At 69.1% G+C, this 19,263-nt stretch carries 19 protein-coding genes and 1 pseudogene; 7 read left to right on the top strand and 13 right to left on the bottom strand.

All coding sequences use genetic code 11. From position 1 onward, the window contains the following. Positions 1-35: 35 nt before the first annotated feature. From aroB to NV1_RS12855, 4 genes and pseudogenes are all read right to left on the bottom strand, one after another. Positions 36-1,154, bottom strand: a complete 1,119-nt coding sequence (aroB, locus tag NV1_RS12870; protein WP_067890029.1) for a 3-dehydroquinate synthase — start codon at positions 1,152-1,154, stop codon at positions 36-38. A gap of 797 nt (positions 1,155-1,951) precedes the next feature. Next, positions 1,952-2,470 (bottom strand): annotated as a pseudogene (locus NV1_RS45660) (shikimate kinase); the annotation flags it as partial. After that, complete coding sequence (gene aroC, locus NV1_RS12860) at positions 2,467-3,675, bottom strand: chorismate synthase (RefSeq protein WP_067890026.1); 1,209 nt, start codon at positions 3,673-3,675, stop codon at positions 2,467-2,469. The pseudogene NV1_RS45660 and the gene aroC, both read right to left, overlap by 4 nt. Positions 3,676-3,860: 185 nt before the next feature. Beyond that, positions 3,861-4,316, bottom strand: a complete 456-nt coding sequence (locus NV1_RS12855; protein ID WP_067890023.1) for a prepilin peptidase — start codon at positions 4,314-4,316, stop codon at positions 3,861-3,863. A 212-nt stretch (positions 4,317-4,528) separates the two neighbouring features. Here NV1_RS12855 and NV1_RS12850 point away from each other — a divergent pair, with 212 nt between their 5' ends. Genes NV1_RS12850 through nusB form a run of 3 tightly spaced genes read left to right on the top strand, consistent with a single transcriptional unit; the run spans position 4,529 to position 6,781 of the window. Beyond that, positions 4,529-5,650: an aminopeptidase P family protein gene (locus NV1_RS12850; RefSeq protein ID WP_067890020.1), complete on the top strand. Its 1,122-nt coding sequence runs from the start codon at positions 4,529-4,531 to the stop codon at positions 5,648-5,650. A 32-nt stretch (positions 5,651-5,682) separates the two neighbouring features. Then, positions 5,683-6,246, top strand: a complete 564-nt coding sequence (gene efp, locus NV1_RS12845; RefSeq protein ID WP_067890016.1) for an elongation factor P — start codon at positions 5,683-5,685, stop codon at positions 6,244-6,246. 22 nt (positions 6,247-6,268) lie between these two features. Next, entirely contained in the window at positions 6,269-6,781 is a 513-nt protein-coding gene (gene nusB / locus NV1_RS12840; protein WP_067890013.1) for a transcription antitermination factor NusB, read from the top strand. Positions 6,782-6,853: 72 nt separating this feature from the next. On the opposite strand, the gene NV1_RS12835 is transcribed toward nusB, so the two are convergent. Next, positions 6,854-7,834 (bottom strand): quinone oxidoreductase family protein, encoded by a 981-nt coding sequence (locus tag NV1_RS12835; RefSeq protein ID WP_067890010.1) that lies wholly within the window; start codon positions 7,832-7,834, stop codon positions 6,854-6,856. Positions 7,835-7,916: 82 nt separating this feature from the next. Between NV1_RS12835 and NV1_RS12830 the strand changes: the two genes are divergently transcribed. Further along, positions 7,917-8,492, top strand: coding sequence for a TetR/AcrR family transcriptional regulator (locus NV1_RS12830; RefSeq protein ID WP_067890007.1), 576 nt, complete (start codon positions 7,917-7,919; stop codon positions 8,490-8,492). A gap of 51 nt (positions 8,493-8,543) precedes the next feature. Here NV1_RS12830 and NV1_RS12825 read toward each other — a convergent pair whose 3' ends face one another. From NV1_RS12825 to NV1_RS12815, 3 genes are all read right to left on the bottom strand, one after another. Next, complete coding sequence (locus NV1_RS12825; protein ID WP_157116864.1) at positions 8,544-8,735, bottom strand: hypothetical protein; 192 nt, start codon at positions 8,733-8,735, stop codon at positions 8,544-8,546. Positions 8,736-8,843: 108 nt separating this feature from the next. After that, a complete protein-coding gene (locus NV1_RS12820; protein ID WP_067890532.1) occupies positions 8,844-10,100 on the bottom strand; it encodes an SLC13 family permease in 1,257 nt (418 codons plus the stop codon). A gap of 142 nt (positions 10,101-10,242) precedes the next feature. Beyond that, entirely contained in the window at positions 10,243-11,382 is a 1,140-nt protein-coding gene (locus NV1_RS12815) for a serpin family protein (RefSeq protein ID WP_084525351.1), read from the bottom strand. Between the two features lie 391 nt (positions 11,383-11,773). Here NV1_RS12815 and NV1_RS12810 point away from each other — a divergent pair, with 391 nt between their 5' ends. Continuing rightward, entirely contained in the window at positions 11,774-12,331 is a 558-nt protein-coding gene (locus tag NV1_RS12810; protein ID WP_373864611.1) for a DUF4334 domain-containing protein, read from the top strand. A 44-nt stretch (positions 12,332-12,375) separates the two neighbouring features. Here the strand turns inward: NV1_RS12810 and NV1_RS12805 are convergent, their stop codons facing one another. The 4 genes from NV1_RS12805 to NV1_RS12790 form a co-directional block, all read right to left on the bottom strand. Then, complete coding sequence (locus NV1_RS12805) at positions 12,376-14,550, bottom strand: hypothetical protein (protein WP_067889994.1); 2,175 nt, start codon at positions 14,548-14,550, stop codon at positions 12,376-12,378. Between the two features lie 147 nt (positions 14,551-14,697). Beyond that, positions 14,698-15,411, bottom strand: a complete 714-nt coding sequence (locus NV1_RS12800; protein ID WP_067889991.1) for an HD domain-containing protein — start codon at positions 15,409-15,411, stop codon at positions 14,698-14,700. Between the two features lie 101 nt (positions 15,412-15,512). Then, positions 15,513-16,139, bottom strand: a complete 627-nt coding sequence (locus NV1_RS12795) for an alpha-ketoglutarate-dependent dioxygenase AlkB (RefSeq protein ID WP_067889984.1) — start codon at positions 16,137-16,139, stop codon at positions 15,513-15,515. Positions 16,140-16,171: 32 nt separating this feature from the next. Continuing rightward, the gene (locus NV1_RS12790) at positions 16,172-16,591 is read right to left on the bottom strand and encodes an SRPBCC family protein (RefSeq protein WP_067889983.1); all 420 of its coding nucleotides are present in this window, start codon (positions 16,589-16,591) and stop codon (positions 16,172-16,174) included. A 135-nt stretch (positions 16,592-16,726) separates the two neighbouring features. Here NV1_RS12790 and NV1_RS12785 point away from each other — a divergent pair, with 135 nt between their 5' ends. Then, positions 16,727-17,533 carry a helix-turn-helix domain-containing protein gene (locus NV1_RS12785; protein ID WP_067889982.1) on the top strand — a complete coding sequence of 269 codons (807 nt, stop codon included), beginning with the start codon at positions 16,727-16,729 and terminating at the stop codon, positions 17,531-17,533. A gap of 71 nt (positions 17,534-17,604) precedes the next feature. Here NV1_RS12785 and NV1_RS12780 read toward each other — a convergent pair whose 3' ends face one another. Continuing rightward, entirely contained in the window at positions 17,605-18,504 is a 900-nt protein-coding gene (locus tag NV1_RS12780; RefSeq protein WP_067889981.1) for an oxidoreductase, read from the bottom strand. An 83-nt stretch (positions 18,505-18,587) separates the two neighbouring features. Here NV1_RS12780 and NV1_RS12775 point away from each other — a divergent pair, with 83 nt between their 5' ends. After that, complete coding sequence (locus NV1_RS12775) at positions 18,588-19,172, top strand: TetR/AcrR family transcriptional regulator (RefSeq protein WP_067889980.1); 585 nt, start codon at positions 18,588-18,590, stop codon at positions 19,170-19,172. Positions 19,173-19,263 lie beyond the last annotated feature (91 nt).

Raw genomic sequence — 19,263 nt, 5'->3', positions numbered from 1 at the left:
TCCGGAACGGCATCTCGCGTCTCGGTGCGGCACGTCTACAGCAGGATCGCACCGCCCTCGGCGGTGTCCTCGCGGGCGATGGTGGCATAGGCGGCGGCCAGCAGCGAGGGGTCGGGTCCCTCGAGGCGGCCGGGTTTGGCCAGGCCGTCCAGCACGACGAAACGCAGCATGCCGGCTCGATTCTTCTTGTCGGTCTGCATCCCCTCCAGCAGTTGCGGCAGGGCGTCGGCGTCATAGCTGGTCGGCAGGCCCACACTGGCCAGGACGGCGCGATGCCGGTCGGCGGTGGCGTCATCCAGGCGTCCGGCCAGACGACCCAGTTCCGCGGCGAAGACCAGGCCCACCGATACGGCCGCACCGTGCCGCCACCGGTACCGCTCACGACGTTCGATGGCGTGGCCCAGGGTGTGCCCGTAGTTGAGGATCTCCCGCAGGCTGGACTCCCTCAGATCGGCCGCCACCACATCGGCCTTCACCTGGATGGCGCGACGCACCAGCTCCGGCAGTACATCACCGGTGGGGTCCAGGGCGGCCTTCGGGTCGCGCTCGATCAGGTCCAGGATGACCGGGTCGGCGATGAATCCGGTCTTGATGATCTCGGCCATCCCGGCGACGATCTCGTTGTGCGGCACCGTCTCCAGGGTGGCCAGATCGACCAGCACCGCGGCGGGTTCGTGGAACGAGCCGACCAGGTTCTTCCCGGCCTCGGTATTGATGCCCGTCTTACCGCCGACCGCCGCGTCCACCATGGCCAGCAGTGTGGTCGGCACGTGGATGACCTGCACGCCGCGCATCCAGGTGGCGGCCACGAATCCGGACAGGTCGGTGGCCGCGCCGCCGCCGAGGCCGATGACGAGGTCCTGACGGGTGAGCCCGATGCGGCCCAGCACCTCCCAGCAGAAACCGGCCACCGGCAGATCCTTACCGGCCTCGGCATCCGGGATCTCGACGCGGTGGGCGTCGATTCCCTTGTCGGCCAGGGCTTTGCGTACCACCTCGGCGGTCTCGGTGAGCGGCGGCTGATGGAAGATGGCAACGGTGCGGACGGCGGGCCGCCCGGTCACCTGCTCGACGAGATCCTCCAGCAGGCCCCGCCCGATGATCACCGGATACGGCGCTGCGGTGCGGACGTCGATGCGGATCGGGTCGGTCATGCGGTCTGCTCCGATTCTTGTTGTGCTCGCAGGGTGCGTGCGCGGCGTGCTCGGTCCCACCGGGATCGGCCCGACGGTGTCGCATCATCCGAATCTCGTTGTGTCCCGGTACTGTTCGGGGAGGCGGCGGGGGTCCGCTCCGGTGAATCGCCCGAGGGGACCCGGCGTGCGGCATCGGCGGCGGCCGGGTCGGGGGCCGGTCGAGGAGTCGGTGGTCCAGCGGGGCGTTTGGCAGCGCGGGAACGTCGTGCACCGGTCGTGCGCGGCGATACGGTGTCCTGGTGGGCGGGTGCGGGAGTGGCCTCGGTGGGCGGCCGCGGGGCAGTGGCGCGCGTTCTGGATCGGGACGAGCCTGACCGGGATTGTTGTGCCGCCCCGGAATTCGATCGCGAGGCGCTTCGGCGCCGTGGGTTGGAGGCCTGGTCCGGAACCGGTTGTGCGGCAGTGGATCCGGATTGCGCTTCGGCGGCGGTGGTCGGCGAGTCCGGTGTCGTCGCGGGGCGCTGGCTCTTCGACCGGCGCCGGCCACCGCGCCGGGATCGCCGGGATCGGCGGGTGCTCGTCACACCGTCGGTGGCCGCGGCGTCCGAGGGAGACGCGTTCGGCTCGGTGATATCGGTTGTCCGGGCGGGCGCGGTCGCCGGCTGTGCTGTGGTGGTCGAGACCGCTTGTGCGGCAGCCTTGTTCGTGCCGCGTGAGCGGCCGCCGCGACGGCGTCGCCGAGATCGCCGGGCCGGGGCGCCGGAGGTCCCGGCGGGGTGTGGCGGTGTCACCACCGGCGCGACGGGTTCGAGACCGAGTCTGGCCAAAATATTGCGCACCACCCGGCCGGGGCTGCGGCCGTCGGTGCGCACCCGGACCGAGGCGACCTCACGGTAGAGCGGGCGGCGAATTCGCATGAGTTCGCGATATTTGACCGACGGGTCGCCGCCGGCCAGCAGTGGCCGGTGGGTGGCGGCCCCGGTGCGCCGAAGTCCCTCGGCAACACTGATTTCCAGATAGACCACGGTCCGCTCGCGCAGCAGTTCCCGGGTCGCCGCCGACAGGATCGCACCGCCGCCGAGTGAGATGATGCCGTCATCGGCCTGCACGGCGCGGCGGACGATATCCTCCTCGATGCGCCGGAATTCGGGTTCGCCCTCGGCGGTGAAGATCTCCGCGATGGTACGTCCGGCCTCGGCCTCGATCATCGCGTCGGTGTCGACCAATTCGGCCCCGAGTTCCCGGGCCAGTTTGCGGCCGATCGTGGATTTGCCCGCTCCGGGCGGCCCGACCAGCACCACGCAGGGCCGGTGCGGGCCGGTCTCGCGGGTCATGAGACCGCGGGGCCCGATGGCACATGGGGACGGGCGTTGATCCGTTTCAGGTAACCGTCGATATTGCCGATGGTCTCCGGTAGCGAGTCGCCGCCGAACTTCTCCAGCGCGGCCTGGGCCACGACCAGCGCGACCATGGATTCGGCGACCACACCGGCGGCGGGTACCGCGCACACGTCCGAGCGCTGATGGATCGCCACCGCCTCGTCGCCGGTGGTCATATCGACCGTGGACAGCGCCCGCGGGACCGTCGAGATCGGCTTCATCGCCGCGCGCACCCGCAGCGCCTCGCCGTTGGTCATCCCACCCTCCAGACCGCCGGCCCGGTTCGTCGAGCGCAGCACACCGTCCGGACCGGGCCGCATCTCGTCGTGTGCGGCGCTGCCTCGGCGACGCGCGGTTTCGAAACCGTCGCCGACCTCGACGCCCTTGATCGCCTGAATACCCATCAAGGCGGCCGCGAGGCGCGCGTCGAGGCGGTTCTCGCCGCTGGTGAACGACCCCAGCCCGACCGGCAGCCCCTCGACCACGACCTCGACCACGCCGCCGAGGGTGTCGCCGTCCTTCTTCGCGGCCTCGATCTCCGCGATCATGGCCGCTTCGGCGTTCTTGTCGAACGCGCGGACCGGGCTGTCATCGATGGCGGGCAGATCCGCGGCGGCGGGTATGACACCGGCGGGCGCGGTCGCGGTGCCGATGGATACGACATGGGAGATGACTTCCACGCCGAAGGCCTGGCGCAGGAACTGTCGCGCGACGGTGCCCGCGGCGACGCGGGCGGCGGTCTCGCGGGCACTGGCCCGTTCCAGGACCGGGCGCGCGTCGTCGAATCCGTATTTGAGCATTCCGGAGTAGTCCGCGTGGCCGGGGCGAGGCCGGGTGAGTGGCGCATTGCGGGCCAGTTCGGCCAGTTCGGCCTCGTCGACCGGATCCGCGGCCATCACCTCGGTCCACTTGGGCCACTCCGAGTTCGCGATCTCGATCGCCACCGGGCCGCCCATCGTGCGCCCGTGCCGTACACCGCCGATGACGGTGACCTGGTCGGCCTCGAACTTCATCCGGGCACCGCGGCCGTAGCCCAGGCGTCGACGCGCCAACTGTCCCGAGATATCGGCAGAGGTCACCTCGACCCCGGCCACCATCCCCTCGAGGATCGCGACGAGGGCGGGACCATGGGATTCTCCGGCAGTTATCCAGCGCAGCACGTCTCCTATCTTTCCACGTCAACACCGCTGCCCGGACATCTGGCCCGGCGCCGTGCGAGAGGGTACGCCCGATCGTGGTCCGGTGCGGGCCCGCACGGATCGTCGAGCGGGCGGCGAAATCGCAGCTACGCGGGCATCGTGCTGCGAACCGTTGCCGATCCGGGTGAACGCGGACCGCGACCGGGTCAGCGAGCCAGCAGCAGGGCGGTGAGCGTCGCCAGGCACATGGCCGGTCCGTGCGGTAGCGCCGGATCCGCGTGCGCGGGGCGGGCCGGGTGGCCACGCGCTCGCACGGCCATGCCGGCCAGCGCAGTGAGTACGGGGGCGGTGAGCGCTGCCCACACCCATACCTGCGCGCCGCCGCAGGCGGCAGCCGCACCGAGTCCGAGTGCCAATTTCACATCACCCGCCCCGAACGCGGCCGGAAACGCAAGGTGAATCACCAGATAAGGCACCGCGAGCAGGAGTGCGCCGAATACCGCGGCAGCGCCGTGCCCGGTGGCCGCCGCGACACCCAGTACGGTTACCGCACCCGCTGCGGTGAGCGCATTGGGCAGGCGGCGTTCACGCAGATCGATGACGCTCAGCAGAACGCACCAGCCCGTGAGTGCGAGAAATGCGGCGACGGTGGTGAGGGACATGAGCTCATCGTGCCCGCGCCGAAGGGGTCGTGACGGCCTCGACCAGGAAATGTGGACAACTCCGAAATTGTGAATAACAAACGCTTCATAATCCGCCCCGGGGGAGATGTTCGCCCAGTACGCCGAGCGGGAAGCCGATCCGGCGGGGCTGTGCAGCAGTATGGGGATACGACAGGAGGATGTTCCGCGCGGACAGCGGTAGCGTTGAACCCATGTCTGCTGATCACGGTGCCCGGCGCCCCGACCACGGGGCCCGCCGGGCCGCGCTGCGGGACCTACTGGTGGAGAACGGGGTCGATGCCCTGCTGGTGACGGACCTGGTGAACATCCGGTATCTGACCGGATTCACCGGATCCAATGCCGCTCTGCTGGTGTATGCCTGGGATACCGCCGAGGCGCGGACCGTGATCTGCACCGACGGCCGGTACATCACCCAGGTGGGTGAGCAGGTGCCGGATCTGCGCGCGGAGATCGCGCGGGCCAGCGCGCGGCGAATCGTGGAGTTGGCCGGGGAATGGCAGACCGGGCGCGTCGGATTCGAGAGCCATGTCGTCACGGTCGATCAGCACCGCGGCTTCGTCGAACAGGCCACCGGCCTGGAACTGGTCGCGGTGCCCGGCCTGGTGGAACAGCTGCGCATGGTCAAGGACGACTACGAGGTGGATCGGCTGCGCGCGGCCTGCGCGGCGGCCGACGCGGCGCTGGCCGCGCTGCTCGAGCGTGGCGGTATCCGGCCCGGTCGCACCGAACGACAGGTGGCGCGGGACCTGGAGTGGCTGATGTTCGAACACGGCGCCCGGGCGGTGGCGTTCGAGACCATCGTCGCCGCTGGCGCGAATTCGGCTGTGCCGCATCACCGTCCCACCGATGCGGTGCTGGCCGCGGGCGACTTCGTGAAACTCGACTTCGGCGCGGTCGTCGACGGCTATCACTCGGATATGACCCGCACCCTGGTCCTCGGCGAGCCCGACGACTGGCAGCGCGAGGTTTACGGCCTGGTCCGGGAATCGCAGCGGGCCGGGCGAAAGGCATTGAAGCCGGGGGTGGGATGCGCCGAGGTGGACGCGGCCGCGCGTGGCGTGATCGAGGCGGCCGGGCACGGCGAGCTGTTCGTACACGGGCTCGGGCACGGTGTCGGTCTGCAGATCCACGAAGCGCCCGGTCTGGCGAAAACGGGCACGGGTACACTGCTCGATGGCGTGGCGGTGACCGTCGAACCAGGTGTGTACTTCCCGGGCCGCGGCGGTGTCCGGATCGAGGATACCCTCGTGGTACGCGAGGGGGGTCCCGAGCTGCTCACGCTCACCAGCAAAGACCTGACCGTCGTCGATTGACGCGCGGCCCGAGAACAGGAGATCCGAGGACAGTGGCGGACACCAGCGACTTCAAGAACGGCCTCGTGCTGAAGATCGACAATCAGCTCCAGCAGATCGTCGAGTTCCAGCACGTCAAGCCGGGCAAGGGGCCCGCGTTCGTGCGCACCAAGCTGAAGAACGTGCTGTCCGGCAAGGTGGTCGACAAGACGTTCAACGCCGGAGTGAAGGTCGAGACCGCCACGGTCGACCGGCGCGATATGACCTATCTGTACCACGACGGGTCGGACTACATCTTCATGGACGGCGACACCTTCGACCAGATCAACCTGGGCGAAGCCGTGCTGGGCAAGTCCGCGGGCTTCCTGCTGGAGAACATGAGCGTCCAGGTCGCGATGCACGAGGGGGAGGCGCTGTACGTCGAGCTCCCGGTCGCCATCGATGTGGTGGTGACCCACACCGAGCCGGGCCTGCAGGGCGACCGTTCCAGCGCGGGCACCAAGCCCGCCACCGTGGAGACCGGCGCCGAGGTGCAGGTGCCGCTGTTCATCAACCAGGGTGACAAGCTGCGCATCGATACTCGCGACGGTTCCTACATCAGCCGCGTGAACTCCTGATTCGAGGAAGAAGCCAGCGACTGTGGCCGATCAGCCCGGGGACAAGAAGTCCCAGTACAAGAAGCTCGGCGCCCGGCACAAGGCACGTCGGCGCGCGGTGGACCTGTTGTTCGAGGCCGAGGCGCGCGACATCGATGTGACCGAGCTGATCACCGAGCGGGTGCAGTTGTCCACCGGTGACGATTCGGTCGCACCGGTGAACCCCTACACCAGCACGCTGGTCGAGGGCGTGGCCGACGATCTGGACCGGGTGGACGGCACCATCGAGTCGTACCTGCAGGACTGGACGCTCTCGCGGCTGCCCGCCGTGGATCGCGCCATCCTGCGGGTCGCGGTGTGGGAGTTGTTCCACGCCAACGACGTTCCCCCGGTCGTGGCCGTGGACGAGGCGGTGGAGCTGGCCAAGGAGTTGTCCACCGACGATTCGCCGAGCTTCATAAACGGCGTACTGGGGCAGGTGGTTCGGGTGGCCCCCCAGGTCCGCGCGGCAGCGGCGGCCACTCGCAGCACCCCGGTTTCGGGGTCCGAGGGGTAGCTCTTCCTGGGCGCGCGGCGTCGTTCCGTGATCGGGCCGAATCCCGCTGGGTCGGGGCTTCGGCCCGATACGTTATGCGGGAGCGTGGTTCGGTTGCAGGATGATCGTTCCGGTGGTTTGCCGGTCTTGGACCAGCCGATGTGCGTATGCTGCTCGATCCAGCGGCAGCGTCCGGTCGATCAGTGGCTCGAGTCCGCCCGCGGCGGTGCGGTCGAGCGCCTCCGCGCGAGTGGCGGCCACCAGTTGCAGCCAGGCCGGGCCCGCGCAGCCGGTATACGTGAGACCGCGGGCGAGCAGGTCCGTGGCGGTGATGGGTGCGGGTAGTCCCGACAGGGAGCCGTAGCCGAGCATCCGGCCGCGCAGCGGGGTCATCAGATCCAGGAGATCGGCGGCGGACTGCCCGCCGATCGCCTCGAAGGCGACATCGATCGTGTTGTCTCCGAGGATATCGCGCAGTCGCGCAATCCATTGTGGGTCGCGATGGTCGACGACCTCGTCGGCACCGAGCGCGCGGGCGCGATCGGTTTTCTCCCCGCCGGCGGTGGCGATGATGCGCTTCGCGCCGTATTCCTTCGCCAACTGCGTGAGGTAGCCCCCGACTCCGGTGGCCGCGGCCTGGACCAGGATCGTTTCGGCTCCGGTGAGTGCGGCCCGCCGCAGCAGGGCCAGCGCGACCGATCCGCCCATCAGTACGGCGGCCGCCTGCTCGGTGGGCAGCCCCGCCGGGATAAAGGTCGCGGATTCCACTGGGACGCAGACCCTTTCCGCGTAAGCTCCCGACCCCGTGGTGGCCGCGACGACTCGTGCGCCGAGCAGGGCGGAATCCACACCGGCGCCGATTTCGGTGACCGATCCGGCCGCCTGGAATCCGAATATCGCGGGAAGTTCGGCGGCCATCGGGAAAAGACCTCGGCGCAGCGCGATTTCGGGGTAGAGGACCGGAATCGCGGTGGGCCGCACGAGGATCTGGCCGGGGCCTGGGTGCGGATCGGGTAGTTCGCGGGCGAGGAGTACCTCGGGCTCGCCGGCGGCGGTCATTACGATGGCCTGCATCGAAACTCCATAAGTGGACTGGCGGTCAAGTTGCAGTGTCGACGATATGGACCGCCGGTCAAGTTGTCAACGAAGGGACGGCATGGCCGACGAACCTCGCAAGGAACGCGCCGATGCCGCGCGCAATCGACGCGCCATCCTCGATGCGACGGCGGCGTTGTTCGCGGAGCACGGTGCGGCCGGAGTCACGATGGAGCGCGTGGCGGCCGCCGCCGGAGTGGGTAAGGGAACCATCTTCCACCGCTTCGGCTCACGTGCGGGCCTGCTGCAAGAATTGGTCGGAGAGCGCGCGTTCGCACTGCGCGCGGCGGTCGTGCACGGGCCGCCGCCGCTCGGGCCGGGTGCGCCCGCCGCGGAGCGGCTCGTGGCGTATTTCGATGCGATGACCGAACTGGCGTTGGACAACCTCGACCTGGCCGTCGCATATCAGACGTTGCCCGAGCATCCCGAACGAGAGAACCTGCACGCCTTCTGGGCGGCGCACATCACCGGACTGTTGCGGGAGGCACGGCCCGAGCTGGACGCTCAGGCCATGGCGGCGCTGCTGATGGCGCCGCTGGGCAGTGAGATCGTCGTCCGCGCGGTGCAGACGGTGGGGCGAGAACGGATTCGGCAGAGTATGCGGGAACTCGTGGCCTCGGTGCTCGCCACGCGGTGAGCGGCCCCCGGACCGGTGCGGGGGATGTCGATCCCGCTCGGGGACCGGCCGTTATCCGGCCGAACCGCTTGGCGCCGGCGCGGGTGCGGGCAGCGGCTTGCCGTTCAGCAGGGCGCGGCAGTACTCGTCCGAGTGTCCGGCTTGTTTGCAGTTCGCCCATTGGACCTGGCCGTCGGTCCAGGCATCGGCGCTCGCCGCCGGTGCCGCAAGGCCCAGGGCACAGCAGAATGCCAGGCCGATCACGGGAACGATTTTTTTCAACGCAACCCCCAGATGAATCGTGGACATCAACTCGGGTTACCAGCATGCCATCGGCCTCAAACATCCGGCCAGGAGATTTACCTGCGCCGATCAACCGGTGATCAGCAGTGCGCCCACGGCGGCGACGGTCGCGGTGACGGCCAGTGCGAGCCCGGTGGCCAGGAATCGGCGCATCGGCACGCGCACGCCATGAACGCGGCAGAATTCCAGGCACAGCAGGGTGGCCAGGGACGCCCACGGCGTGACCACCGATCCGATATTCGTGCCGATCAGCAAGGCCAGCAACTGATTTCGATTGCCGGGAGGTATCACCGCTTCGCCCGCGGTGTACGCGGGCAGGTTGTTGGCGAGATTGGACAGCCCGGTTCCGGCGGCCGCGGCGCGCAGGGCCCCCGAGACGCCGGGATCGTCGCCGATCAGGGTGTGCATCAGCGTGGAGAGTCCGAATCGGCTCAGCGTGGGCACCACCAGGAACAATCCGACGACGAAGATCAACAGCTGCCAGGGGATCAGTGACCAGCGCAGCACGCGACGATCCAGGATGGCGAACGCCGCGATCGCGAGCAGTGCCGCCGCGGCCGCGGCCAGGCCGATGCTGTCGCCGACGAGCGGGATGGCGACCACGAACAGCAGACATGCGCTCGCGGTGACGCCCATCAGGACGCGTTCACGGGCATCTGCCGCACGCACTGGTTGCGGGGGAGTGTAGCGATCGGCCCCCCGACGGCCCCGCCGCCAGTACCAGATCCACAGCGCGAGCATCGTCATCAGCATCGAGGCCAGTTGCGGCGCCCACATGCGTGCGGCGAATCCGACGCCGTCGAGCCCGACCCGGTTCGCCGCGAGCAGGTTGGTCAGATTCGAGACCGGCAACAGCAGGCTCGCGGTGTTGGCCAGCCAGAGCGTGGTCATGGCCAGTGGCAACGGCGCGATGCGGGCGGGCCGGGCCAGCGCGAGCATCACCGGAGTGAGCAGCACCGCCGTCGTGTCGAGGTTGAGCAACGTGGTGGTCGCCATGGCGAACAGCACGCACAGCACGAACAGAGCGGCGTAATTTCCTGCCCCGAGTATCGCGACCCGATGCGCGATCACATCGAACACCCGCGCCCGCCGGGCCAACTGAGCCAGGATGATCACACTGCCCAGGAACAGCAGCAGCGGCGCGATCCGGCGCATATTGCTCGCGGCCTCGGCGCGCGGCAGCAATCCGGTTGCCACACAGAGCAATCCGACGATGAGCAGCGTGATCCGAATCCAATCCAGCAGAGCTACTCGGCGCAGTCTCGCGGATATCGACGGTTTTCGCGGGGTGGTGGTCCGCTGGTCGACTTCGGTCTGTTCGGGCATCGCAGCCATCATCCCAGAGCCCGCCGACACGTTCCGGCCGGACCTGAGCGGACGTCCAGGCGATGGCAACCGCTGACGGCGCGGGACGAATACGGGAACCCGTAGCACCCGTCGGACCGGTCGGCGGTGGAATCCTGTGCGCCTATATCGCAGGTCGGGCGACCCAGCCTGCGACCACGACCAGGCCGGTGGGGCGGTGGACGGCGAGGAATCCGAAGGGACGGTCGAAGGTGACGGCCGTTTCGACGGTGCTGTGGGGCCGCTGGAAGGCGACGGCGCGGACCATCCGGGTGGCGGTGACCGCGGCGGCCTCGAAGCCCTCCCGGGTGAATCGGGCACGGGTGTTCTGGGCGGCGCCGTCGATGCGTAGCGGAGTATCCGACAGCGCCGGGAAGTGGCCGGTGCGGGGATCGGTCGCGGTGCGTAGGCCGAACAGATCGCGGTGTTCGAGCAGATCGTGGGAGGAGTGGATCTCGAACGGCGGCAATTGGATTCGTAGCGTATCGGCCGTCGCGCGGGTCTGGCGAACGGTCAGCCCGGGTCCGCTGTCACCGACCCGCAGGGCGGTGTGCGCCTCGATCGAGCCGTCGAGGACGCCGAGTCCGGCCCGCAGCACCTCCGCGGGGCAGGCATCGCCGAGGAGAAGATGAACGTCCAGGTCGCCGGTGCCGCGCACGACAACCCGGGTTACCGGTGCGGGTGCGGCGAGAAGGGCGGCGTCGGTGCGGGTTTCGGAATTGCGGGACAGTCCCGGCCCGCGGTGGCCCGCCCACGGGCCCGACGCGGGTTCGAGTACATCGTCGTGGAATGGCGTGCGCCATGCCGTTTTCGCGACGATCGCGGTGGCCAGGATCATCAGTGTGTCGGGCTGCACCTCGAGCGGGAAGCGATCGATGAGCCCGCGAGTGTGCTCGTCGGCCCAGGCGTCCAGGGCGGGCCGGCCGGTCAGTTTCTCGACGGTGCCCGCGGGCAGGCTGCGCACCCACGCCTCGTGCAGGGGGAGGTCCGGGCGGACCCAGACGCCGAGCGCGGCGGCGGTCGAGGCCGCATCGGTGAGTTCGGCGAGCAGGGCCAGAGCGGCGGCCCGTGACTCGGCGGGCGCGAGCGATGTCGCGGCGGCGAGTTCGGAACGCGCGGGCTCGTCGGCGGCATCGGCGAGAATGCCCAGCAGCGGCCAGATTCCGCAGCCCGACAGGACGAAGTCGTTATCTCCCGCCTGTTCGCACCAGCGGCCGGTCAGGTCGTTGGCGGCGGCGATATGTGACAGAAGGCTCGGCTGCACACGATCCAGCGTAGCGATCGGGCGCTGCCGCATCCGGCGCGAACCGCGGGGCGATGATGTGCCCCGGAACCCCGTCGACGGGCGTACGAAAGGACGACGGGGTGTTCCGCGACCGCATCGGGCGGATTCGCGGACCGGGGTCGGCCACCATCCTCATACCTCGAGCATGCTCGAGGTCAAGAGCATTCGCGGAGCTGCGTTCCGGACCGGCGAACCCGGCCGATCGGTGCACGCCGCGCGATGCCGGGGTAGTCGATCGGTGCACGGCGCGGGAGCAATGGATCGGCGGACCGTGCGGGATCGCCGTAGGGGCGGACGTGTTCGAGGTCTCGGCGTGTCGAGATATTGTGAGGACCGATTATTCTTTTTCGCACGAATCGAGGAGGCTGGCGTGGCCGGTATCGGTACACCCGCGGCGCGGCTGGACGAACTGCGCGGCACGGGTTGCACCCCGCAGCAGGCGTGGGAACTTTTCGACAGCCTCCCCGGGGTCCGCGTGGAGGAGGTCACCACCGGCCGGTGGCGCGGTGGCGAACTGGACACCGGACATCCGTGGAAGGGCGTTCTGGTCGGATCCGGTTGGTACGGCAAACAATTCGACAGTGCCGACAGCGTGCAACCGCTGCTGTTCGCCGGACCGGACGAGCGGATCTTCCCGGTCGATCCGCGCCGCGTCCCGCTCTCGCTCGCGGGACGCGTTCCACTGGCCGGTGTCCGATTCTGTCGACGACTGCTGCCGCTGCTACGCCCGGCGCTGCGCGCGGGATCGCCGTGTGCCCGGCTGCGCGACCTCGAGTACCGCGGCAAGGTCGGTGCGGCCATGGTGTACGACCACCTGCCGATCATCGACTGCTTCCGCCTGGTGGACGGGGATACCCTGCTCGGCGTGATGGATATGCGCGGGATGAGCGACCCGTACTTCTTCGTTCTTTCGCGCGACCACTCCTGATCGCGCCGCCGGCCGCCCGCCGGAGCCTCGCGCCGGGCGGCCGGTCATTTCTCCGCCGAGCGCTCACCTCGGTGTGGCGTCCGCTCCTCGGCTGTGTCCTTGCTGCCGGCGGACCCGTTCGCGGCCGTGCTGTTTCCGCCGGGCAGGATGCGGAAACCGTTGTGCCAGTTCGAGACCGCGGCCTGGGCCGGATTCCGGTTCTGCCGGGTGGAGTTACCGGATTCGGCGTCCAGATCGGCCAGGATGCGCCGGATGGTGCGTGAGCTCGTACCCAGTTGCGCGGCGATCTCGCTGGTCGGCGCGTTGACCGCGTGGAGTTCGCGCACCCGCTCGCGGAATGCCGGATCCCGACGGTATTGCCGGTTCGCCTGGGTGGATTCGGACTGCGATGAGGCGGTAGGCGTCGCCGTTGCCGTATACCGTCCGGCAGGTCCGGTGTACTCCGATTCCCGGGGGTCGGCACCTTCATTCGCGAGCGTCGTCCATGCCGCGTCCGCCGGTGGCTGTCCCGACGGACTCGGCGTCGTCGGCGAAAGCTCTTGCCCCGCATGCCAAGTCCACGCTGTATTCGAGGACGGTTGTACGGTCGGCAGCGTTTGCGTCACCGCCGAGAGGTCCGGTTCGGTCGTCGGAGTCTGCGCTGTCCGGGGGAGTGCCGGGCCCGCGTCCGGGCTCTGTGCCGTTGCCGGGGCGGGCTGGACCGGCTCCGCGACCTGGGCGCTCGCGGGGAGGGGCTGTTCCGATTCCGGCGGCCACCCGGTCGCCGGAATCGGTTGGCCCGCTTGCCGGATCGGCGCCGTTCCCGAGATCCGTGTGCCCTCCTCCTGCGTCTGTGCCGGTGTCGACCGCGGTTGACCGGCTGCCGGTTCCCGGTTCGTCGCCGGGATCGGTCGGCCTGCCCGCTGGGCCTGTGTCGGAAGTGGTTGGTCTGCTTGTTCAGTCCGCGCCGGCGCGGGGATCGGTTGACCTGCTTCCCGGAGCTGTGCGGTCGCTGGAAGGGGCCGCTCTGTTGTCGACGGCGGCTGTCCGTACCCCGCCGTCGACGTTTGCGTTATCCGGTTCGCAGGTTCGGTCGACGGTTTCTGCTCGGTCGGCGAGAGAGGTTGCCCCGCCGATGAATCCGACTCCGTCGGTGCGGGAATCCGCGTTTCGGCTTGTGCCCGGCCGTCTTCCGGCGTGGCCGTCAGCGGTGCCGACCGGTCGGGCGATGCGGTCGAGTCTCCTGGAATCGACCGCGTACCAGCGGCTTCGGGCGAGTTCTGCGGCGAAGCGGAGGTTGTGCGGGAGCGCGCCGACTGTTCGTCGGGGACCGGAGCCGCCGCATCCGAGGCCGGGAGTGCCGGGGCCGCGAACAACACCGCGTCCGGCGCGCCGGATTCCTCGTCGAGGATCCACGGACTGGGCAGATCGAGATCCACCAGTGCGCCGGTGCCGGACAAGACGCGCAGATTGTCCATCAGCACGGTTCGCGGCGCGCGGGCGTTGTCCACCAGACCGCCGTCCTCCACCGCGCGGCGCATGACCCGTTGCAGGTGGCGCCGGGCACGATTGATCCGTCGCGGACCGGCGCCGGTCTCGCGCAGGGTCCGGGCGTGATCCGCGGCGAGGGCGACGTCGATGAGGCGGCGCTGGCGGGCGGCCTCACCGGCGGTGCGGTCGGTGGGATCGGCGATGCCGAGCCGAATCAGGACGCGTTCGGGGGTGATGCGCCAATTGATTCCGCCCAGCGCGCCGCTGCGGCGACGTTCGAGGGCCATGCTGCGTTCCCATCCCCATGCCGCGACCAGAGGTGCGGACAGACGGATCAGCACCGTGCCCGCGTTGTCCGCATCGGTGGCCGCCAGCACCGCGGACAAGCAGGTCAGCACCCACATCGCGACGCCGTCGATGCCGGCGCTGCCGCTGACCTGTTGTGCGCTGCGAGCCCGCAACGCCGAGGTCAGCACCATGATTTCGAGGAAGGCGAAGAACATGATCCGCAGCGACAACGTCAGATGCAGCGATTTGTCGAAGAACACCCACATGCCCTGCGCGCTGACACCCGTCGCGATCGCGGCCGCGAGCAGGGTGCCCGCCTGTTCTCCGGTGAGTCCGCGACGCCGGGCCGATCGCACGGCCCAGATCGCACCGCACCCGACCACGACGACGCCGAGGGCGGCGAGCACCGTGATCGTGAGATGTGACTCCAGGTTCGTCGCGATCCGATCGATGCCGTTCATCCGCCGGAGATCCTTCCATTCGCCAAACGCCGAGCCCGGTGATGGTCTCGCGTTCTCGGCCGCGCCGCACCCCGAATCATCCGAAAGGGTGGCGGATCACCGGCGCGTGGCGGGTCGAATCACTGTCGGGCGCAGCGGGAGCGGGAGTCAGTTCCCTTGCAGGATCGCGGCGAAACGTTCGTCGGCCAGGTCGAGCTGATCGAGAATGTGCTGCTTGACGTGTGCGGCCAACGGTGTGTCGGGGCGCGTGACCAGATCGCGATAGACGCTGGTGAGCGGACGATATTTGACCGCGAGGCGTTCCATGGCCGGGCTCGTGGCGTACAGGATGCCGACACCGTTGTCGGTGAAGTCGGAGAGCTTCACCACCCGTGCCCACGGATCGTGCTCCAAGCTGGTGGCGATGTGCGCACGGTATTGATGGTTACGATCGATATCCGGCTCGCGGACCGGATTGGTGACCGCGGCGACCAGCCCGGCGACCCGTGCACCGAAACGCTCGCGCACCGCGGCCAGGGCGGCCTCGGTCTCGGACCCTTCTCGGGTGCCCGCGAGCTCGGGTGCGTGATCCTCCACCGCGTCGTGCAGCAGGCCCGCCACGACCAGATCGGTATCGTGCACCTCGTAGTGACTGACGATTCGAATCGCCACGCGCAGTAGGTGGCTCAGATAGGGTTCGCGGCCGTACCGGTCGTCGCGATGCAGATCCGAGACCAATTCGAGTGCCGCGTCGACGCGTTCGGGCTCGGGCAGTTTCGCCGATTCGAGTTCGAGCCTACGGCGCAGCCCTTTCTCGCCGTGCACCTCGCTGATCGTGTGCAGCGGCATCACCGCCAGAATCCCCGCCCCTGTCGCGTTCATAATCCCAATCTATCGGGCGGCACCGACGAAGTGACCCATCGGTAGGCGAAATTACGGTGACCGAAAGGAGATCGGACAGGGTATGCACAGGGTAGCGCGGCTCACCGCACGCCCCGCGGACGGAACTGGATGCTGATTCGCGGGCCGACCGTGCGACGCGTCTTGGGCACCGCGTGCTCCCAGGTCCGCTGGCACGATCCGCCCATCACGATCAGATCGCCGTGGCCCAGCGGATATCGCAGACTTTCGCCGCCGCCGCGCGGGCGCAGCAGCAGGGCGCGGGGTGCGCCGATCGATACGATGGCCACCATCGTGTCGTGGGTCGCGCCGCGGCCGGACGTGTCGCCGTGCCAGGCGACGCTGTCCGCGCCGTCCCGGTAGTAGCACAGCCCGGCCGTGCGGAAGGGCTCGCCCAGTTCGTCGAAGTAGTGCTCGCTCAAGGCGATTCGCGCAACCTCCAGCGACGGGTCCGGCAGTTCCCGGCCCTCCTCGTAGAACCGCAGCAACCGTGGCACATCGACGACCCGGTCGTACATCTGCCGGCGATCGGCGCGCCACGGGACCGCCGTGACGAGCCGATCGAACAGCAGATCGGCGCCGCCGAGCCAGCCCGGCAGCACATCGACCCACGCGCCGCCGGACAGACGCACCCGGCGCATCCCGTCGAGCGGACCGAGGGCGATCTCCTCGAATCCGTCGAGCAACGACCCTTGCAGCGGCACCGACATGCGCTCGAATCTACGTTCTATCGAACATATGTTCAAGCATCGATGCTGGCATGGTGCACTTCGAAGGTTCGTTTGATGTAGTCGCCCCCTGCGCGCATCGAGGCCAGAAAGCCGTCGGCCGATTCGTCGGGCAGCAGGTCGCGCAGCCAGAGGAATCGGCTGTGCCCGGGACCGAGCGAGATCACCTGCATGACGGCGTTGTCGTGTTCGGGCTGGACGTCGCCGCCGACGACACTGTAGGCAATGCGCATACGTTCCTCGTCGACGGAGACGAGTCGTTCGCGCACCACGGTGCCGTTGGCGAAGGTGACCAGGCGATGATCGCCGTCGGCGGTGCAGCCGGTGACGAATCCCGGTGCCATTCGCACCGGACCGGTGTCGAATCGGCGGATCACCGCCCAGATGTCGGCGGCGTCGGCCGCGACCTCGAATTCCGTTCGGACGGTTGCCATGTCATCTCTCCAAGGGATGCGAAGGGGTGGACAGCGGTCTGTCCGGGACCGTGCGAGTGTGCCGCGCGGATTCGGCTCGCGTCTTGAACATTTTTGCGCCGCCGATCTGTCGGACCTCCGGCGTACCGTCGGTCCGTGCTCACTTCCACCGCTCTGGCCGTGCGACCGCGCTATGCCGTGCACGCGGTCGTATGCGACGGGCGCCACCGGGGCTGGTCGGAGCCGGATTCGTCGCCGGTGCATCGGCTGGTGATGGTGCGCAGCGGCCGATTCCGCAGGCGCGGACGCACCGGAACCGTCGAACTCGACCGGCTGTGCGGCTATCTCATGACGCCGGGGCAGCCGGAGCAGTACGCGCATCCGGCGGGCGGTGATGTGTGCACCTCCATCACGGTGGATTCCGCGCTGTGGCGATCGCTGGCCGGCGCCGGCGTCGTATCGGCGGCGGCGATCACCGTGGACGGACGTCTGGACCTCGCGCACCGGCGGTGTCTCGCCGCGGCCCGCTCCGGTGATCCGGACTTCGCGCTGGCCGAGGAGTTGATCGGATTGCTGGGGGTCGCGGTGCGGCGCGCGGTTCCCGGACCGATCCCGGATGCGTCGGGGCGTCGCGACCACGGACTCGTCGCGCAGGCGCGAGAGGCGATCCGGGAGCGGGACCCGGCCGCGGCCGGGCTGGTGTCGCTGGCGGAGCGGCTGACAGTCTCGCCCTTCCGGTTGAGCCGCGCGTTCTCGAGCGAGATGGGCGAGTCGATTACCGCGTATCGCAATCGTTTTCGCGTCGCGCGCGCCTTGGACGCGATCGAACATTCCAGCCGCAGTCTGGCCGACGTCGCCGCGGAGCTGGGGTTCGCTGACCAGGCCCACCTCGCACGTACCCTGCGCGCACAGGTCGGCTATCCGCCGTCGGCGATACGCGCCCTGCTGCGTCCGCCGGCCTGATGCCGACGCCTGGGATCAGGCGGTTGCGGCGGACGCCGACATGCAGTTCGCCCTCGATGCGGGCGGGGATGTCATCGTGTGCTGGTGCGGCTGAGCGGGAATCCGATACCGGTGAGCTGTTCGGAGGCGTTCCAGAGGCGGCGGGCGAGGTCGGGATCCTGTGCCGGTTCGGAGCGGTCGATGAGTTGCGGGGCGCCGCGCATGTGCGCGAGGTGCCGGGGGCCGGTGAAGCTGTTGCCGGGCAGGTCGGCCACGGCGGCGTACAGGACCGGCAGTGCGCCGTGGTCCGCGTCCTGGGCCATCAGTTTGATCGCGACCGACCAGACCAGGTCGATCGGGCGTCGCGGGCCCTCGTGGTGGTAGATGTTCGTCGCGACCAGGCCGGGGTGTGCCGCGTTCGCCCGGACGCTCGATCCCGCGGCGGTCAACCGGCGCTGCAGTTCCGCGGTGAACAGCATGTTCGCGAACTTGGAGTCGTTGTACGCCCGGGCGGGCTGGTAGGGGCGGTGTTCCCAGTTGAGGTCCGCGAAGTCGAGCTGGGCGAGTCGTTCGGCCTGTGAGGCCACAGTGACGACGCGGCCGGTGATGTGCGGCAGCAGCAGGTTGGTCAGCGCGAAGTGGCCGAGATGGTTGATGCCGAATTTCGCCTCGAATCCGTCGGCGGTACGAGTCAGCGTCGGTGCCGAGACGCCCGCATTGTTGATCAGCAGGTCGATCGGTCCCTCCCAGTTCGCGGCGAAGGTGCGCACGGATTCGAGGTCGGCGAGGTCGAGTTCGCGGACCTCGGTGATGCCGATGATTCCATTGGCGGCCACATCTCCTCGCTCGACACTGCGCACCGCGAGCACGACTCGCGCGCCCGCGGTGGCCAGCGCCCGCGACACCGACCGGCCGATTCCGCTGTTGGCGCCGGTCACCACCGCGGTGGTTCCGGAAAGGTCGGGCAGATCCACACCGTGAAAAGTTGTCATACGACCAAAGTAATCATTGAGTACATTGTCGTCAATGGTTACATTGTAATCGGTGGGTACATTAGGATGCTAAGGTGGCGGCCATGAGCGATCACGCCTATCACCACGGCAATCTGCGGTCGGTGCTGCTCGCCGGGGCCGAACGAACACTTCGCGACGAGGGCATCGATGGGTTGTCGCTGCGGGAACTCGCCCGCCGGGCAGGGGTGAGCAGTGCGGCGCCGCGGCGGCACTTCCCCGATCGGCAGGCCCTGCTGGACGCGCTGGCCGGAGTGGGTTTCGATCGCCTCGCCGATGAGATCGCCGCCGCGATCGACAGCGCCGATGGTGACTATCCGGCACGTCTGCGCGCGGCGGCCGTCGCCTACGTCCGATTCGCCACCCACGACGGTGCGCTGATGGACCTGATGTTCGCCGCCAAAACCCGAGCGGGGCATGCCGTTCCGGAGGAGGGGCCGGTGCGGCTGTTCACCGCCACCGGCGAACTGATCGGTGAGGGGCAGCGGATCGGCGCTCTCCCGCCCGGTGACCTCGACCGGTTGCGGCTGCTGTTGGTCGCCACTCTGCAGGGCGTCGCCACGCTCATCGCCTCGGGCAGGGCGCCGGCCGAGTTGGCCGACGCGCTCGCCGTCGACGCCGTCGCCCTATTTCTGCGCGACCAACCCTGACGCCGGACGTGCGCGGCGGCAGCCTGCCCCTCGCGTCGGATCACCCGCTGCTCCGGACGCTCGGAAGGCGCACACGGCGACGATGATTCGG

Source organism: Nocardia vaccinii NBRC 15922, assembly GCF_001613305.1.
GTDB lineage: Bacteria > Actinomycetota > Actinomycetes > Mycobacteriales > Mycobacteriaceae > Nocardia > Nocardia vaccinii.
Note: the sequence above shows the minus strand (reverse complement) of the source record. Positions and strands in the feature narration are given on the sequence as shown.

Coding starts and splice junctions, on each gene's coding strand:
- aroB (WP_067890029.1), bottom strand. CDS start 1,154: ATGACCGACCCGATCCGCATCGACGTCCGCACCGCAGCGCCGTATCCG.
- NV1_RS12855 (WP_067890023.1), bottom strand. CDS start 4,316: ATGTCCCTCACCACCGTCGCCGCATTTCTCGCACTCACGGGCTGGTGC.
- NV1_RS12850 (WP_067890020.1), top strand. CDS start 4,529: ATGTCTGCTGATCACGGTGCCCGGCGCCCCGACCACGGGGCCCGCCGG.
- NV1_RS12835 (WP_067890010.1), bottom strand. CDS start 7,834: ATGCAGGCCATCGTAATGACCGCCGCCGGCGAGCCCGAGGTACTCCTC.
- NV1_RS12830 (WP_067890007.1), top strand. CDS start 7,917: ATGGCCGACGAACCTCGCAAGGAACGCGCCGATGCCGCGCGCAATCGA.
- NV1_RS12820 (WP_067890532.1), bottom strand. CDS start 10,100: ATGCCCGAACAGACCGAAGTCGACCAGCGGACCACCACCCCGCGAAAA.
- NV1_RS12805 (WP_067889994.1), bottom strand. CDS start 14,550: ATGAACGGCATCGATCGGATCGCGACGAACCTGGAGTCACATCTCACG.
- NV1_RS12800 (WP_067889991.1), bottom strand. CDS start 15,411: ATGAACGCGACAGGGGCGGGGATTCTGGCGGTGATGCCGCTGCACACG.
- NV1_RS12795 (WP_067889984.1), bottom strand. CDS start 16,139: ATGTCGGTGCCGCTGCAAGGGTCGTTGCTCGACGGATTCGAGGAGATC.
- NV1_RS12790 (WP_067889983.1), bottom strand. CDS start 16,591: ATGGCAACCGTCCGAACGGAATTCGAGGTCGCGGCCGACGCCGCCGAC.
- NV1_RS12780 (WP_067889981.1), bottom strand. CDS start 18,504: ATGACAACTTTTCACGGTGTGGATCTGCCCGACCTTTCCGGAACCACC.
- NV1_RS12775 (WP_067889980.1), top strand. CDS start 18,588: ATGAGCGATCACGCCTATCACCACGGCAATCTGCGGTCGGTGCTGCTC.